Source organism: Bifidobacterium porcinum (assembly GCF_055378475.1).
On sequence record NZ_AP029603.1, the window covers coordinates 1,921,178 to 1,937,469 of the forward strand.

The 16,292-nt window shown below is 60.8% G+C and carries 10 protein-coding genes and 1 tRNA gene; 5 read left to right on the plus strand and 6 right to left on the minus strand.

The window, feature by feature from the left end; all coding sequences use genetic code 11:
* Positions 1–650 precede the first annotated feature (650 nt).
* Positions 651–724: transfer RNA gene (locus ACZ41G_RS07640), tRNA-Lys, on the minus strand.
* Between the two features lie 365 nt (positions 725–1,089).
* Here ACZ41G_RS07640 and ACZ41G_RS07645 point away from each other — a divergent pair.
* Both ACZ41G_RS07645 and glf read left to right on the plus strand, forming a co-directional pair.
* On the plus strand, positions 1,090–1,821 hold the full coding sequence (locus ACZ41G_RS07645) for an MIP/aquaporin family protein (protein WP_464145166.1): 732 nt from the start codon (positions 1,090–1,092) through the stop codon (positions 1,819–1,821).
* 242 nt (positions 1,822–2,063) lie between these two features.
* On the plus strand, positions 2,064–3,221 hold the full coding sequence (gene glf / locus ACZ41G_RS07650; protein WP_015451150.1) for a UDP-galactopyranose mutase: 1,158 nt from the start codon (positions 2,064–2,066) through the stop codon (positions 3,219–3,221).
* Positions 3,222–3,688: 467 nt separating this feature from the next.
* Here the strand turns inward: glf and ACZ41G_RS07655 are convergent, their stop codons facing one another.
* Entirely contained in the window at positions 3,689–4,834 is a 1,146-nt protein-coding gene (locus ACZ41G_RS07655; RefSeq protein ID WP_026503347.1) for an inositol-3-phosphate synthase, read from the minus strand.
* Positions 4,835–5,230: 396 nt separating this feature from the next.
* Here ACZ41G_RS07655 and ACZ41G_RS07660 point away from each other — a divergent pair, with 396 nt between their 5' ends.
* Positions 5,231–7,648, plus strand: a complete 2,418-nt coding sequence (locus ACZ41G_RS07660) for a transglycosylase domain-containing protein (RefSeq protein ID WP_464145167.1) — start codon at positions 5,231–5,233, stop codon at positions 7,646–7,648.
* A gap of 245 nt (positions 7,649–7,893) precedes the next feature.
* Here the strand turns inward: ACZ41G_RS07660 and leuA are convergent, their stop codons facing one another.
* Positions 7,894–9,810, minus strand: coding sequence for a 2-isopropylmalate synthase (gene leuA, locus ACZ41G_RS07665; protein WP_464145169.1), 1,917 nt, complete (start codon positions 9,808–9,810; stop codon positions 7,894–7,896).
* A 323-nt stretch (positions 9,811–10,133) separates the two neighbouring features.
* Between leuA and ACZ41G_RS07670 the strand changes: the two genes are divergently transcribed.
* Positions 10,134–11,522, plus strand: coding sequence for a metallophosphoesterase (locus ACZ41G_RS07670; protein WP_464145170.1), 1,389 nt, complete (start codon positions 10,134–10,136; stop codon positions 11,520–11,522).
* A gap of 153 nt (positions 11,523–11,675) precedes the next feature.
* Here ACZ41G_RS07670 and ACZ41G_RS07675 read toward each other — a convergent pair whose 3' ends face one another.
* From ACZ41G_RS07675 to ACZ41G_RS07685, 3 genes are all read right to left on the minus strand, one after another.
* On the minus strand, positions 11,676–11,843 hold the full coding sequence (locus tag ACZ41G_RS07675; protein ID WP_160249009.1) for a hypothetical protein: 168 nt from the start codon (positions 11,841–11,843) through the stop codon (positions 11,676–11,678).
* A gap of 621 nt (positions 11,844–12,464) precedes the next feature.
* Positions 12,465–12,929 (minus strand): Hsp20/alpha crystallin family protein, encoded by a 465-nt coding sequence (locus ACZ41G_RS07680; protein WP_033507115.1) that lies wholly within the window; start codon positions 12,927–12,929, stop codon positions 12,465–12,467.
* A 485-nt stretch (positions 12,930–13,414) separates the two neighbouring features.
* The gene (locus ACZ41G_RS07685; protein ID WP_464145171.1) at positions 13,415–14,542 is read right to left on the minus strand and encodes a cation diffusion facilitator family transporter; all 1,128 of its coding nucleotides are present in this window, start codon (positions 14,540–14,542) and stop codon (positions 13,415–13,417) included.
* Positions 14,543–14,729: 187 nt separating this feature from the next.
* Between ACZ41G_RS07685 and ACZ41G_RS07690 the strand changes: the two genes are divergently transcribed.
* Positions 14,730–16,259 (plus strand): DUF3375 family protein, encoded by a 1,530-nt coding sequence (locus ACZ41G_RS07690; RefSeq protein WP_464145173.1) that lies wholly within the window; start codon positions 14,730–14,732, stop codon positions 16,257–16,259.
* Positions 16,260–16,292 lie beyond the last annotated feature (33 nt).

Sequence of the window (16,292 nt, forward strand, 5' to 3'; positions counted from 1 at the left end):
CAGGCGTCGAAAACATGATGCCCGATGCAGCAGTCTTTTTCGTCCTTGCTGGTTAGCAGGGTATCCGCTCCCAAACCATCAGGTAGACGCAAGCGGCCGATTTCGGGGGGCGAGTATCTGATACCCATAGTTCGCCAGGATCTCGGGGATGCGCTGTCGCGTATCCCATGGCACTGCAGAGACCAAATCATCGGCTACCGGGAGTTTGCTAAAGCTACCCTTGCCGTCCAATGCCACCCCGCCTCTACCACCTTCATCAGCGCGGCCAACGGGGCGATTCTGCATACCACCACAGATGCGTACCGGGTCGCCTGGTATCCGTCACGAATCTCAGGCTCCGCGCCTCTACGAGCCAGACGTATTTCGATAAAACTCGCCCAGCCGCCACTGCCATAATCACCATCCTCGATAGAGAACACCGTGGACTCGGGCGTGCGGCCCAGTTCGGCGGCAATCCGCCGATAGTCAAGCATGGCCCAATCCCCGAAGACTTCCGCGTCTTCGCAAGCCAGTGCAAGAAGGTTGAAATCTGTGACAAAATCCTAGCCACAATCTGCAAGCATCATGGTATCAGCCTACCATGCGCGCCAGCATCACATGGAATCTGGAGCGAGAAACAAAAAAACCGCAGCCGAAGCTGCGGTTAAAAGTGCCCCCTCGGGGATTCGAACCCCGGACACGCTGATTAAGAGTCAGCTGCTCTAACCAACTGAGCTAAAGGGGCAAGTTGGTTAGTCGATTTCTCGAACCGAGTGATTACTATACTCGTCTCTGATTCGAACGCAACTTATGCACCGCTCCGGCGTGTCGTTTTTCTGACCGGTCTGCGGAAAACCTCGCATCAGGCAGCCAAGACCATGGTTCCCGCTACACTGGCACTCGCGCCGACGTCCGGCGCATCCATCCGCGAACCCTGCCACGGGCCAATCATGCCCGAAGCCGGCAGCGCGATGACCACCGGCTCCACGCGTTGAGGGCCGTGCGGCCAATGGAGGCACAGGCGCCCTGGCACGCGAATCCATTCGTTTCGTCGCGCAAGCGCAAAAACCAGAGAACACAGCACACAAAAAACGAGAGAGAAGCAGAGCAGTGACTTACTCACTTTTCGTCAAACTGGCTGCCGAATTCGTCGGCACCGCCATCCTTATGGTGTTCGGCAACGGCTCCGTTGCCAACGTCGAACTCAAGAACACCAAAGGCCATCATGCCGGCTGGCTGAACATCGCCATGGGCTACGGCTTCGGCGTGATGTTCCCGGTGCTCATGTTCGGCGCTGTCTCCGGCGCCCACATCAACCCGGCCATGACCCTCGCCCAGGCCGTCAACGGCTTGTTCCCATGGAACGAGGTGCTGCCGTACATCATCGCCCAGCTGCTTGGCGCCATCATCGGCCAGCTCATCGTCTACGTCACCTACTACCCGCATTACCGCGACACCGAAGACGCCGAAGCGATCCTCGGCACCTTCTGCACCACCGACGCCGAAAACGACCGCGTGAACTACTTCCTCAACGAGTTCTTCGGCACCTTCATGCTGGTGATTGGCGCGCTGTGCTGCCTGTCCATGCCGTGGGGTCAGAAGGATCCGGCCGCCGCTTCCATCGTGGTCGGTTTCATCGTGTGGGGTCTGGTCACTTCGATGGGCGGCCCGACCGGACCCGGCCTCAACCCGGCCCGAGATCTGATGCCGCGCCTGCTGCATCAGCTGCTGCCGATTCCGCACAAGGGCGGCTCCCGTTGGGGTGAAGCCTGGATTCCGGTGGTTGCGCCGATTCTGGGCGCGATTCTGGGCGCGTTCCTGTTCAAGACGATTTTCGCCTGATTCGACTGTCTAGCGCACAGCCCGGCGGCGGCACGGCATCTCAATCCGTGCCGCCGCCGGGCTTTCCTGTATTCGGTATTCGATCCGGATTCGGTGAAAACCTCGAAAACCGTTCCGCGAGAATCCGGCGATAGGCATACATGGGACTAGACTGAATCCCAATGGTTCCCGCGCGGGGACGGGAAGCCGCACATGGCGTAATCTGGGCGCTGGCAGCGGTTGCGAAGAACAGAAAGGTAAATATGGACGCGGATCTGGTAATCGTCGGCGCAGGCTTGTTCGGCCTGACCGTGGCGCAGCAGGCGGTCGAGAAGCACGGCGCGAAGGTGGAAATCATCGACGTGCGCGACCATATCGGTGGAAACGCCTACTCATACATGGACAAGGAGACGGGCGCGGAGATCCACAAATACGGCGCCCACCTGTTCCACACCTCGAACCCGCGCGTATGGGAGTACGTGAATCGTTTCACCGAGTTCACCAACTACGTCCACCGCGTGTACACCACGCATAACGGCGAGGTGTTTCCGCTGCCGATCAACCTCGGCACCATCAACCAGTTCTTCCACGCGCATTACACGCCGGCCGAAGCCAAGGCGCTGATCGCCGAGCAGGCGGGCGAACTCGCCGGCACCGACCCGGCCAACCTCAACGACAAGGGCATCTCGCTCATCGGCCGTCCGCTGTATGAGGCGTTCATCAAGAACTACACGGCCAAGCAGTGGCAGACCGATCCGAGCGAACTGCCGGCAGGCATCATCAAGCGTTTGCCCGTGCGTTTCAACTATGACAACCGCTACTTCCGCGACACTTGGGAGGGCCTGCCCAAGGACGGTTATACAGCGTGGATGGAGCGCATGATCGACGATCCACGTATCCACGTGACCCTGAACACCGATTTCTTCGATGAATCCCAGCCGCTGAACAAGAAGGCGCTCGTCGGCAAAGTGCCGGTCGTCTACACCGGCCCGGTCGACCGGTATTTCGATTACGAGCTTGGCGATCTCAAGTGGCGTACCGTCGATTTCAAGGAAGTCCGTTACGATGAGGGCGACCATTTCGGCTGCCCGGTCATGAACTTCGCGGACTCCGACGTGCCGTACACCCGTGCCATCGAGTTCAAGAACTTCAACCCCGAGCGCAAGGATTCCCAGAACCCCGACAAGACGGTGGTCTGGGAGGAGTACAGCCGCTTCGCCACCCGCGAGGATGAGCCGTACTACCCGGTCAACACCGCGGAAGACAAGGCGCTGTACGAGCAGTATGCCGCCAAGGCCGCACAGGAGCCGAAGGTCGTGTTCGGCGGCCGTCTGGGGACGTACAAGTACTACGACATGCACAACGTGATCGACACCGCGCTCACCGCCTACGAGGAGCAGGTGGCGCCGCTGCTCGGCTGAGACCGAGGCGATGGGATCGCATCGGATCGCGCTGGAACGCCGAAACGCCGGCATGGGATTGCTGATTCCATGCCGGCGTTCGCGTATCATGCCATGCGTCCTCAGCAGCGGACACGTATCGCGTCCCGATGTGACAGGCTGGGCGCATCACAGGTCGATAGGCGGGCGACACGGCCCATACCACACATCAAACCAACCCAACCGCCCCGACGCGCGACATGGCAGTCGCACCGCGGGCAGATAACCGGACGGACAGCACCGGAAGCACCGGTATCCACCCGCCATGCAACCAGACAATCACACCACAGCCAGATACCGCCCCGGCCAACCACCACCGCAATGAAAAAACCGTCTGCCTGCGCCGAAAAATCTCTCAGCGTCGGCAGACGGTTATCAATAACGGGTAATCACGGCATCTGGCGGCTCATATCAACAATCACCTGTCGCCAGACACGCAACGCACCCAATCAGGCGTGCCACACGTCCTTGCCAGCGGCCTTCGCAGCCGCGACATCGGCGTCGAGCTGGGCCTCATTGGCCTCGGATTCGCCGGTGATGAACTTCTCGACGAGGGCCTTCGCCTCGCTATCCTCGTGCTGAACGGCCGGGGACTTCATGAAGTACGCGGAAGCGGACAGCACCGGGCCAGCCAGATGGCGGTCGAGCGCGATCTTGGCAGCACGCAGCGCGTCGATGACCACACCAGCGGAGTTCGGAGAATCCCACACCTCGAGCTTGTACTCGAGATTCAGCGGAACATCGCCGAAGGTGGTGCCCTCAAGGCGCACGAACGCGAACTTGCGGTCCTCAAGCCACGCGACATAGTCGGACGGGCCGATGTGCACGTTGTGCGGATCCATCTCGTGAGGAACGATAGAGGTGACTGCGCGGGTCTTGGAAATCTTCTTGGATTCCAGACGCTTGCGCTCAAGCATGTTCATGAAGTCCATGTCGCCGCCAACATTGAGCTGGTACGTGCGGTCGAGGCGCACGCCACGGTCCTCGAACAGGCGGGCGAGCACACGGTGCGTGATGGTCGCGCCGACTTGGCTCTTGATATCGTCGCCGACGATCGGCAGACCGGCCTTGCGGAACTTGTCAGCCCACTCCGGGTCGGAGGCGATGAACACCGGCAGGCAGTTTACGAACGCGCAGCCGGCATCGATGGCGGCCTGGGCGTAAGCCTTGTCAGCCTGCTCGGAACCGACCGGCAGGTAGCTGATGAGGATGTCGGCCTTGGTGTCGCGCAGCACCTGGGCAACGTCCACGGGCTCGGCGTCGGATTCGGTGATGACCTGACGGTAGTACTCACCGAGGCCGTCACCAGTCGGGCCGCGCTGCACGGTGACACCGGAGACCGGCATGTCCTTGCAGAACTGGTACGTGTTGTTCATGCTGGCGAAGATTGCCTCGTTGAGGTCTTTGCCGACCTTGGCAGCATCAACGTCGAACGCCGCGACAAACTCGATGTCCTTGATGCGATAGCCACCGAACACATTGTGCATGATGCCGGGGATTTTCTCATCGTCCTTGGCATCCTTGTAATATTCGACGCCTTGAACGAGAGACGAGGCGCAGTTGCCCACACCAGCGATTGCCACGCGAATGCTCATTTGGACTCCTCTTAACTAAGCGTTGCGTTATTCCAAACTTCAAGCATACCGTTTCGTTTGGAGAATCACACACGAAATCAGGAAGAAACATCGCCAATCGGGGTGGACATGCTCCACCTGCCTGCCTTGCACAGACAAATCTGTGCTCGTTGATGGTTTTTAGAGGGCCTAGGCGGCATGGACGCGGGCGCGGGTAGCGGCGGCTTGCACACAGCTTTGGTCCCGTCCCGGTTCATCCGTCCGCGCCCCGGCCTGAACCAATAATTGTCGGCAAGACACCAACGCAAGCGATACGCGCTCTTCCCCAACCGGCAAACATCGCCGGCGAGTCTCAAGTTTGTAAGAGTTCCGGTCACAAGGAGCGGTTTTTCAGGTGCTCCGGCTACGGTTGCAACCATGGCTTCACAGAAACGTAGTGCTTCATCACGCCCACGCAGCGCGCGCAGCGCAACATCCACGCGCAGCGCCGGGAGCGACGCATACGATTCCAACAGCTCACAACGGGCTTCAAACTCGGCATCACACAGCTCAAGCGGCGCACGCAGCTCCCAGCACGGCTCCCATCGCGCGCATGGCTCGCACAGCCAGCGCAACAGCCGTTCCTCATCATCGCGCCGAGTCGCGGCGACACGCCACAGCGGGCCGGGAACCCACCGCGCCGGGGGCAAAGGCCCGAAAACACGCATCAAAGGCCGTCATCTGATACTCAAATGGACGCTCGGCTTGATTCTCACATTCATCGCGGTCGCCGTGGGCGCGTTCGCGTACCTGTATGTGACCACGGAGATCCCGCAGCCAGAAAAAGTCGCCATGGCCGCGAAAACCACCGTCTACTATTCCGACGGCACCACGCCAATCGGCAGCTACGCCGCTCAGAACCGCGAAATCATCGACTGCTCGACGCTGCCGAAATACGTTGGGCAAGCCATCGTCGCCTCGGAGAACCGCACCTTCTATCAAGACAAAGGCATTGATTTGCGCGGTATCACCCGAGCTCTGATCACCAATCTGCGCACCGGGTCGCGGCAGGGCGGGTCGACCATCACCCAACAGTACGCGGAACGGTATTATCTGGGCGAAACGACCACATACAAAGGCAAGTTGCGCGAGGCGATCCTTGCCATCAAAATCGCACAGACCCAGTCCAAGGACACCGTGCTGTGCAACTATATGAACACGATTTACCTCGGACGCGGCGCGTACGGCATCCAGGCCGCAGCGAAAGCGTACTTCAACAAGGACGCGAAAGATCTGACCGTGTCTGAAGCCGCGATGCTCGCCGGCATCATCCCCGCGCCGAGCACTTGGGACCCGGCGATCAGCCCCAAACAGGCGACTTCGCGATTCAACCGCGTGATCCGCATCATGAAGGAGGACGGATACATCACCTCGGCGCAGGCCGCGGAGGCCGCTATGCCGCAAACCGTCGCGCAAACCACGGAAAACACCTATCAAGGGTTCAAAGGCTACCTGCTGGCCATGGTCGAACAGGAGCTGGTCAATTCCAAGGCATTCACCAAGGATGAGCTGGAAACCGGCGGATACAAGATTGTGACGACTTTCGATCAAACTTTGCAGAACGAGATGCAATCCGTAGGAGACAACCGGGCGTCCGGCATGCCCGATGGGATGCAGATCGGCGCACTGGCGGCGGACCCGCGCGACGGCAGCATCAAATCGATTTACGGCGGCACCGATTATCTGACCCACCAACTCAATAACGCCACGCAGGCCACCTATGAGCCGGGCTCGACGATGAAACCCTTCGCTCTGCTCGGAGCCGCACAGGCCGGCGTCAGTCTCGACACAATGTTCAACGGCAACTCGCCGCAAACCTTCAAAGGTCTGGTCAGTTCGGTGGCCAACTCCGGCAACGTCAGCTACGGATATGTGAACCTGTACAAGGCGACCGCCTACTCCATCAACACGGCGTTCATGAACCTCAATGAGAAACTCACACCGCAGAAAACCGCGGAAATCGCGCATTCCGCGGGTATCACGAGCGATATCGACGAAACATCGCCATACAACGTGCTCGGCATCAACTCGGTGACCGTCAAGGAACTCACGCAAGCCCACGCGACCATCGCCACCGGCGGGGTCAAGCACACATTGCATTGCGTGTCCAAAGTCCTCAGCTCCGACAACAAGGAGCTGTACTCCACGAAAACCGGTGACGAGCGCGTGTTCGAGGAGAATGACTGCGCTTTGGTCATCAAAGCGATGGAAGGCACCGTGCAATACGGCACCGGCAAGGAGGCGCGATCCATCGGACGCACCATCGCCGGCAAGACCGGCACCGCAAACGATGCGTACGCAGCCTCCTTCGTCGGGTACACGCCGCAATTGATCAGCACCTGGGCCATGTGGTACCCGAATGAGAACGGAAATCCGCAAGAAATCCCCGATTTCAACGGGTACACGCATTCGGAGTATCCAGTGCATCTGTTCACCGAATTCATGAAGCAGGCTCTTAAGGGCACCGAGGACACTGCGTTCCCGAACGCCACCGACGACGGCAAGGTCGGTGGGCCGGACGGAACATGGGGAACGGGCGGCACCGTCACACGCCGCTCCTATTCGGGCTCGTCCAGTTCGAGCAGCCCGTCCCCCTCTGCATCGGCGACTACGGGCACCGCGCCTTCGACCGGTTCCACCGATGAGGGGAACACCGGCGATACGACCTCTGGCGGTTCCGGTGCCGGGGCAGGCAACGACGGCACGAATACCGGCACCGGCGGCACGGGAACGGAAACGGATGGTACTGGTGGAGACAGCACTACCGGCAGCAACGGCGCAGCAACCGGGCAGTGACTTCTCCCATCGTTGCTGAGACAAGAACCGTCTCTCTCTTTATACAAACTGGCTACGCTGAGCGACTTCTCAGCGTAGCCAGTTTGTATAAGAAGAGGGGGAAGGCGGAACCGTCCACCGTCCAGCACAGCACAACCGCAATCCATATAACAACGGGCCGGCCACCGTAAAACACAGTGACCGGGCCCGAAGCTGCCGAGCCGATACGCGTCCCGGCGAATCAGCTCAGGCTACTGAACTCAAGCTCAGCGCTCGGAGCGATTAATCGCGGAGATGATCGCCTTGAGCGAGCTCGTGATGATCGAGGAATCAATGCCGACACCCCAGATGACTTGGCTGTTGTCGCCCTCATCGCTGATCTGGCACTCCACATAGGAAGCAGCCATAGCATCGGCACTTGCGGTCATCGTATGCTCGACATAATCCTTGACGGACACCTTGATACCGAGCGTGCTGATGACGTTGATGAACGCGTCGATCGGGCCGTTACCGGTACCGGTCAGCTCGCGAATCTGATCATCGCCGCTGTTTGCGAGATCGGTGCCACGGTCGAGCATCTTCACCTTGATCACCGTGTCAGAACCGTCCTCGCCAGAAGAAACGGATACGTTGAGCAGCTTGAGACGACCCCACTGCTTCAGGGTATCGTCGCCGTGATCGCCAACAACCGCACCCGCGGCGGTGGCGCCGGAATCCTCGACCGGCAGGTACTCGTCCTTGAACAGGCGCCAGATGTCCTCGTCCTTGACTTCGCGCTTGGTTTCGTCCGCGTAGGCCTGCACGACCTTCTCGAACTCGATCTGCAAACGCTTGGGCAGATCAAGATTGTGGTTCGTCTTGAGCAGATAAGCCATGCCGCCCTTGCCGGACTGGGAGTTGACGCGGATAATCGCCTCGTAGCTGCGGCCAATGTCCTTCGGGTCAATCGGCAGGTACGGCACCAGCCACACGAACTTGTCAAGGTCGGCGCCGGCACGCTCGGCCGCCACCTGACGGGCCTCCAAGCCCTTCTTGATGGCGTCCTGGTGGGAGCCGGAGAACGCGGTGAACACGAAGTTGCCCGCATACGGGTGACGTTCGGAGATCTTCAGCTGGTTGCAGTACTCGACCGTCTTGCGGATCTCCGGCACGTTGGAGTAATCGATCTGCGGGTCGATGCCCTGGGTGAGCATGTTGAGCCCGAGCGTGACCAGATCCACGTTGCCGGTACGTTCGCCGTTGCCCAGCAGGCAGCCTTCCACGCGGTCGGCGCCGGCCAGCACGGCCAGCTCGGTGGCGGCAACGCCCATGCCCTCGTCGTTGTGCGGATGCAGGGACAGCACGATGGAATCGCGGTCCTTGAGGTTGTTCGAGACATACTCGACCTCGTCGGCGAACACGTTCGGCGTGGTCATTTCGACCGTCGCCGGCAGGTTGATGATCATGCGATGGTCCGGCGTCGGCTTGATCACGTCGATCACCGCGTTGCACACCTCGACCGCGTAATCCGGTTCGGTACCGGTGAAGGACTCCGGGGAATACTCGTAGTAAAGATCCGTGCCCTTGGCTTCGCCCTCGAGCTGCTTGCACAGCGCAGCGGCGTCCGTGGCGAGCTTCTTGATGCCTTCCTTGTCCTTGCGGAAGACGACCTCGCGCTGCAGCACGGAGACGGAATTGTAGAAGTGCACGACCGCGCGCTTGGCGCCGCGCAGGCATTCGTACGTCTTGCGAATCAGGTGCTCACGCGCCTGGGTAAGCACGATGATGGTCACGTCGTCAGGAATAAGCTCACGCTCAATCAGCATGCGGATGAAATCGTAATCGGTTTCCGAAGCGCTCGGGAAGCCGACCTCAATCTCCTTGAAGCCCATGGACACCAGCAGGTTCCAGCAGCGCAGCTTGCGCTCGGAATCCATCGGGTTGACCAGCGCCTGGTTGCCGTCACGCAGATCGACGGAGCACCAGCGCGGGGCGCGGCGCAGCTTCTTGTTCGGCCACGTGCGCTCAGGGAACTCGAACGGCACCTGCTTGTCGTAGGCGACGTACTTGTTGTAGGGCATATTGCTCGGCTTCTGCGGACCGCCGATGAATCGCGCCGGAGGCAGCAGCGGGTCGTTGTTCCCTCCGTTGGACGCTGCGGCGACTGCCGCGAGATCAAATACCGATGATTGATCCTGACCCATCACTCCTCCTTATCTTGGTTGTGCCGCAAACCACGGCAGCGTTTCAGGCGCGGCAATCCGCGTCAATGGGTGCCGTTTCACGCGTTTACCTCCGCGTAACACGGATGGTTTCATCCTACCGGGAGGCATTCATATTCTGTCGCTGGATTTCGGGATATGACCATGGGACCGGTGGAACGGCAACGTTTTGGCGGCGGGTTGGCGCACATCCGCCAATAGCATGGCCCAGCCGCGCAAACACCATGTGTATTGCAGATGAATAATCGGATGCCGCGCGTTGAACCAGCGCCGCCACCGGCGGATACCGCCGTAGAGTGGGATGTATGACGCTTCAATTCCGTGATGACGGCACGTTCCGCATCCTTCAGGTCTCCGACATCCAGGACGGCCCGCACGTCAGCGAGGACACCTTGCAGCTGATCGGCGACGCCGTGCGTGAGGCCGACCCCGATCTGGTCGTGCTCACCGGCGATCAGATCCGCGGGCATGACCCCGCATACATCGACACGTTCATCTCGCGTCGCGGCGACAGGCCCGGCGACCATGTGCGCGTCGTCAGCCGTCTGGAGGCCGCGCTCGAGCACGTGCCATCGCAGCGGGAGCTGTGCCGTCGCAATACCTTGCCGGCACCCGACGAGGATACGCTTATGGAGCGCACACGGCAGAACGTGAGGTCGACATTCTCGCAGTTCCTCGGGCCGATCGCCGCCCACGGCGTACCGTTCGCCGCCACCTACGGCAACCATGATTTCCAGTGCGGCATCGATGTGGACGAACAGGACGACCTGTACCGCGAGATTGACGGGTGTCTCAACCCGGCCGCCGGCAGTGGTCCGCTCGCATTGGAACCCGGCACGTTCGCGCTGCCAGTGCTCTCGAGCCGCGGCGAGCGCATTGCGATGGGTGTGATGATGGTCAATTCCGGCGATTATGCGCTTGATGGGGACGCCTCGCGGGCAGTGCCGTCCACTGGCCCGGTCAGTTCCGGGGCGCATCCGGTTGTGCAGGGACGCGGGCTCGATCTTGTGGATTCCGACGGGTATGGTGTGCCGTCCGCCGCCGCGATTGGCTGGCTGGCCGATGCCGAACACGAGTTGAGCGCGCGAAACGGTGATGGTATGCCTGTTCCCGCCATCGCCTTCCAGCACATTCCGACACAGGAGTTCTACGATTGCCTACGCGAAGTACCGTGGTGGACCATGAACGCCGTGGAGGGGACGCGGGCGTTTTCCGGGCGGTGCTTCCTGCTCGATGAGACGGTGTGCCGACCGGGTTCCATGCTCGGTGAATCGGTGAACTGCGCGGATATCAATGTCGGCGAGGTCGCCGCGATGAGACGCGCGGGCGGGTATTTCGCGCTGTTCGCCGGTCACGACCACAAGAACGCGTACGTCGGGCACGCAGACGGGCTTGATTTGGGCTACGCGCCGACCTGCGGATTCGCCAGCTACGGGCCTGATGCCGATCTGCGCGGGGTGCGGCTGCTCACGTTCCACGAAGATGATCCTGCCGCATATCAGACGCGCATGATTACGTGGGGCGAGCTCGGCGGCGGTACCGTGCACGACAAGCTGCGGCTGTTTCTCGGTGATTACGGCGCCGCGGATGCGCCGACCGTGCGCAATCAGCTGCGCCGGCCGAAAGTCGCGGGGGCGATTGGGGTTGCGGCCGCGGGCCTGTTGGGTGCCATCGCCGCGCACCGGCGGCGGTAGTAGGAGCGACACGCGATTGAACGACGGCCAGGGCAACGGGTGCTTGCTGCCTCGGTATCTGTCTGCCATGTACTTGAGCAGTCGCACCGCAGGCAGATAGCCAGCAGACGCCCACGCTCAACCATCCAACCCACCTGCCGTGAGACCCGACAGTCACACGGCGGGCAGATACCCGGCAGCGCCGGACAGGCGACGGGCCTGTGCACGACGGCCCTGCTGACGCCGCTGCCAATCCGCGTTCGCTCGCAGCCGCCGCTCCCAGATCCTGCGCTCCCACGTCACCGTCGTTTCCGCTTCTTGGCTGTTTGTCTGATATTCCATAATTGTCACCTCCTGTTGGATATAGCGTCAGTTGTCCTGTTGCTTCACACGAATTCGGACATATCGAATCACTGCATCCGTCACAAACCGGAGAATCAACAACGCCCCGGCCGGTATTATTGCGTGATTTCGCCCGCCGCGATATTTACCGGATGACGGATTCTTCGACCGTCATGGCAATCCGGGGGCCGGCAACATGGCACATGCAGCAGATTCCTTCGATGGAACGCATCATCATACGAGACATGTCAGAGCTCCTTTCTTGCTCACCGGGACGTTGGCCGGGTCCAACCGCCCCGCCAAACCGCTTACCGCCGCGGCTTACTCCATCGTAACAACCCACCCACGGCGCATGCAAGACCTGAGATACAACAACGGCTGATACCTGGCCATAACCCGGACGCATTGCCCACGACTCCCCCAAACGCAATGATGGGGGCGGAGGCTCGAAACCTCCGTCCCCATCATCAGGTCTAGGCTATGTGTCGCCACCCGCTATCAGTCAGCGTAGGCAACGTAGCAGCGGGCGACGTGAACACTTGCCATCGCACACAATCACCATTGATTCACGCGACCGGCGAACGCGTACCGCACATAGCATCAACCGACGTGCACTGGCCGTCAGCCCTCAATCGCGATGCGATGAGCCTGCTCGACCTGCGCCTTGGCCTCCTGCTTCGGCATCTGCAGATGCAGCGTGCCATCCTTGTACGAGGCGTGGATATCGGATTCCTTCATGTCGTCGCCGACATAGAAGGTGCGGCTGCAAGTGCCGGCGTAGCGTTCGCGACGCAGCCACTTGCCTTCCTTGTCCTTGTCTTCCTTGGAATCATTGCGATGCGCGGAGACGGTCAGATACCCGTCCTTGAGCTCGACGTTGATGTCGTCCTTGTTGAAGCCCGGCATATCCATCGTGACCTCATAGCCGTGATCAGTCTCGCGCACATCCGTGTTCATCAGGCTGCCCGACTGTGCGGCGGCAAGCTGACGGCCTTCATCAGCCGCGTCACGCCAACCCGCGAAGAACGGGTCGTCGAACAAATCAGAGAACATCGTGTCATTCATCAAAGCCGGAAACATAGCCATAATCGGTACTCCTTCATGTTTGGAGCCAACGCGGCTTGGCAGCCGACCGTATCGACACCCAGATGCCGCCGGCCGGTTTCGTAGACCCGCGTCCGGAACCCTCCCGGGCTCCTGACCTTGACCTTTCACTTCACCCAACTTCCCGCGGCGAGGTTCATTCCGGATTTTCACCGTGGGGAAACATGCGGGTGCGGGAGGATTCAGGATGCTTGATTTGACGCCATATTCAGCCGACTGCGGCTGCGAGGCGGGAGCGACCGCGGGAGATTGCGACCGATTCGTCTCTGCCGCAAGAAACTCCCGGGAGAATTCGGCAGAAACGACGATTTCGAGATGATCTCCCAACGACATCGTTGATATTGCGCGACCCATGAAATCAGCCCGATGGGAGTTTACCGGCGAATTCGCAATAATACGATAAACTCCCACGCGGCACCGGGACTTTCGCCAATCACGGCCGCCGACGGTATAAACTCCCGCCCGGCTCAGTCCACCCAGTCCTCGACTTTCGCAGCCTTGACCGGGTCATACGTGTCCGGCTCCACAACAATATCCAGCGTGTAATACGGAATGGCGGCGCGCAGCTGTTTCTCCAGCCGGTTTATGGCGGCGGCGTCATCCAGTTCGGTCTCGTTGCGGAACTGCACCTTGAGCAGCACGAGGATGCGCTTCTCGGACAGATGCATGGCCGCGGGATCGGCAAGCACCCGTTCGACATCGGGATTCTCCGCCAGCACTTGCGCAATCACGCGATACGTGTGGTCGCTCGCCCCCTCGCCGATCAGCAGCGACGACACCTGCGCGCCCAACAGCAATGCGCCCACGATCAGCAGGACGCCGATGCTCGTGCCGCCGATGGCGTCCCAGATCTCGTCGCCGGTAAGAATCGCGAGCAGCGACCCCAAAAACGCGAAAGCCAGACCAATCACAGCCAGCGTGTCCTCGGCGAGCACGACCGCCAGATCACTGGATTTCGTGCCCTTCCAGAACTTGATGAGGCTGAACGGGCCGGGATCATGCGTTTCCTCGAAGCGTTCCTTCGCCTCCTTGATGCCGTTGTGCAGGCTCCACCCCTCGATTGCCGCGCAGATTACGGTCACGACCAGCACAATCGCCATACCGTGCGCATCCACGGCATGCGCCTGCGGTCCGCCGGAGACGACTTCGCGGATCTTCGCGATGGATTCGCTCGCCGAATACACGCCACCGATGGCGAACAGGGACACCGCCACAATGAACGAGGCGAGATACCGCGCCCTGGACCAGCCCAGCGGATGTTTGCGGCTCGGCGGCCGGTGCGACAGCTTGTTGCCGATGATCAGCGTGAGCTCGTTGCCGGAATCGGCGAGGCTGTGCACGCTTTCGGAGAGCATCGAAGCCGAATGCGTGATCATGAACACCACGAATTTCACGACCGCGACCATCACATTCGCCAATAGCGCCGCGATGACGGCGATGCCGATTTTCGCACTGTGTTTTTCGGTGCCGTCCGGGGCCAAATCATGGTTCATTGCGGCGTTGCCGTTGGGCTGCGGCCGGTTGCGCGGCACATCATGCGCGATGCCGGCAGCCAAAGCCCGCCGTGTATCGTCCGGGTGGTCTTGTGTGGTCATCTTCGTCCTCCTTGGCCCGGTATCGCAGCACTCCGAAACCGGTTCCTGTTCCAGCATAGCCCGGGAACGGCTGTGGACGCCCGTAGTCTTCATGCGTGTCCGATAAGATGGTGTTGGTATGCCGTCCCGCGACATTCCGGGCGAATTACCGGCAGCGACGGCGCAAAAGGCAAAAGGAGGCAGTTTCGTGAGCGACGTAAGGGCGCAACTGGAACGGCTGCGGCCAGTCTATGAAACGGGCGTGCTTCGACTGCTGTTGCGCAACCATGCGATGAAGTATGTCGCTCTGCTGCGCACCTGTTTCAAACCGTTGACCGCCGAACTGCCCAAAGAGACGCTTGAGGTGCGGCTCGCCGGCGCGCTCGAGGAGCTTGCGCACGACGGCGAATGGCAGTTCAAAGACGGCGAAACCGCGCAGGACAGCGCCCATCAGACACTTGTCGAACTCACTCGAGAAGGCGAAGGCGATTACGCGTGGCTCGCGAACTCGTATGACCCCGCTTCTCACCATTATCTGTACCGTTTGACAGCCCGCGCCCACCGCGCGATCGACGCGCTGTCCCAGCTTGAGGACACGACCCGCGCACTGTCCGGCGCCCAGGCGAATTCCATCATTATGGAGGTCGAGAACGCCCGCAAACGTCTGACCGTCGATCCAAGCGAGCGCATCGCTCTGCTTGAGTCCGAAGTCAAGGAACGCGAGCAGGAAATCAGCCGGCTCCGCAACGGTGAATCCGTGGAGTCTCTGAGCGACAAGGATGTCGAGGATATCATCGCCGTGGTGCACAACACCTTGCGCGGCGTACCGGTCGACCTGCATGAGCTCGCGCTTGAGGAACGCGACAACGGCGACGCGCTGCGCCGACGTATGCAGGAGAACTCAATGAGCGTTGACGAGATTCTTACTGCATACCATGAGCGCTACCGCCGCTCGATGCGCGAGTCGGACAGCGGGCGGCGTTTCGAGGACGCGTTCCAGGTGATTGTGACCGACGAGGGCCGGCGGCAAATCGATGATGCGGTGCAGGATATCGCAAAAAGCCCGTACCTGCACGGTGAGCCGAATCAGCTGCTCAATCAGGTGCGGGCGGAATTGAAGCGGATTTACGAAGGCATCGAGGACGTCCGCCATCAGGTGCGCGTCTCGGACGAAGCGGTGAGCCGTCTGGTCCGGCAGCGCAGCGACACCCGGTATCGCACGGCGTTGGACACGTTCAACCGGCTGTTCGCAACAATCAGCCAAGAGATCAAGGCCGGCACGTCTTCTCCCAGCCCGTATTCGTTTGATGTGGGTGACGCCACGCTGCTTGCGCTGCCTACACGGCCGGCACGCCCGATGGCTTTCGCAGCGCCGCCGAGTCTGGATGCCGTGTCGTCGGTTCAGGATGATGACAATCCCAGCTTCGCCGATGTGGATTTGCGCGCGATGGTCGAGGCGGGCGGACCGCGGTTGCGGCATATGCTGTCGCTGATTGTGCAAGACCCGATCATGCGCGACGGGCGGGTTGACGTCGCGGCGAGTTTCAACCAGTTGCGCGATTCGGAACGCCGCGAAAGCGAACTGGTCGGTTTCCTGGGGGCCTTGCGCGTGGACGATGACGGGCAGTTCTCGACATGGCGATGCGTGTCCGCGGACGGTACGACACGCGCATGGCGTACACGGCCGGTACTTGCAGACGTTGGCGTGTTGCATGAGATTATCGAAGAGGACGCATGACGGATGCCGGCCGGTGACGGGCGGTGGACGCGA

What these genes read in the sequence shown, in the direction of transcription:
- ACZ41G_RS07675 (WP_160249009.1), bottom strand. Translation starts at nt 11,843, where the DNA reads ATGGAATATCAGACAAACAGCCAAGAAGCGGAAACGACGGTGACGTGG.
- glf (WP_015451150.1), top strand. Translation starts at nt 2,064, where the DNA reads ATGGACGCGGATCTGGTAATCGTCGGCGCAGGCTTGTTCGGCCTGACC.
- ACZ41G_RS07670 (WP_464145170.1), top strand. Translation starts at nt 10,134, where the DNA reads ATGACGCTTCAATTCCGTGATGACGGCACGTTCCGCATCCTTCAGGTC.
- ACZ41G_RS07685 (WP_464145171.1), bottom strand. Translation starts at nt 14,542, where the DNA reads ATGACCACACAAGACCACCCGGACGATACACGGCGGGCTTTGGCTGCC.
- ACZ41G_RS07660 (WP_464145167.1), top strand. Translation starts at nt 5,231, where the DNA reads ATGGCTTCACAGAAACGTAGTGCTTCATCACGCCCACGCAGCGCGCGC.
- ACZ41G_RS07655 (WP_026503347.1), bottom strand. Translation starts at nt 4,834, where the DNA reads ATGAGCATTCGCGTGGCAATCGCTGGTGTGGGCAACTGCGCCTCGTCT.
- ACZ41G_RS07680 (WP_033507115.1), bottom strand. Translation starts at nt 12,929, where the DNA reads ATGGCTATGTTTCCGGCTTTGATGAATGACACGATGTTCTCTGATTTG.
- leuA (WP_464145169.1), bottom strand. Translation starts at nt 9,810, where the DNA reads ATGGGTCAGGATCAATCATCGGTATTTGATCTCGCGGCAGTCGCCGCA.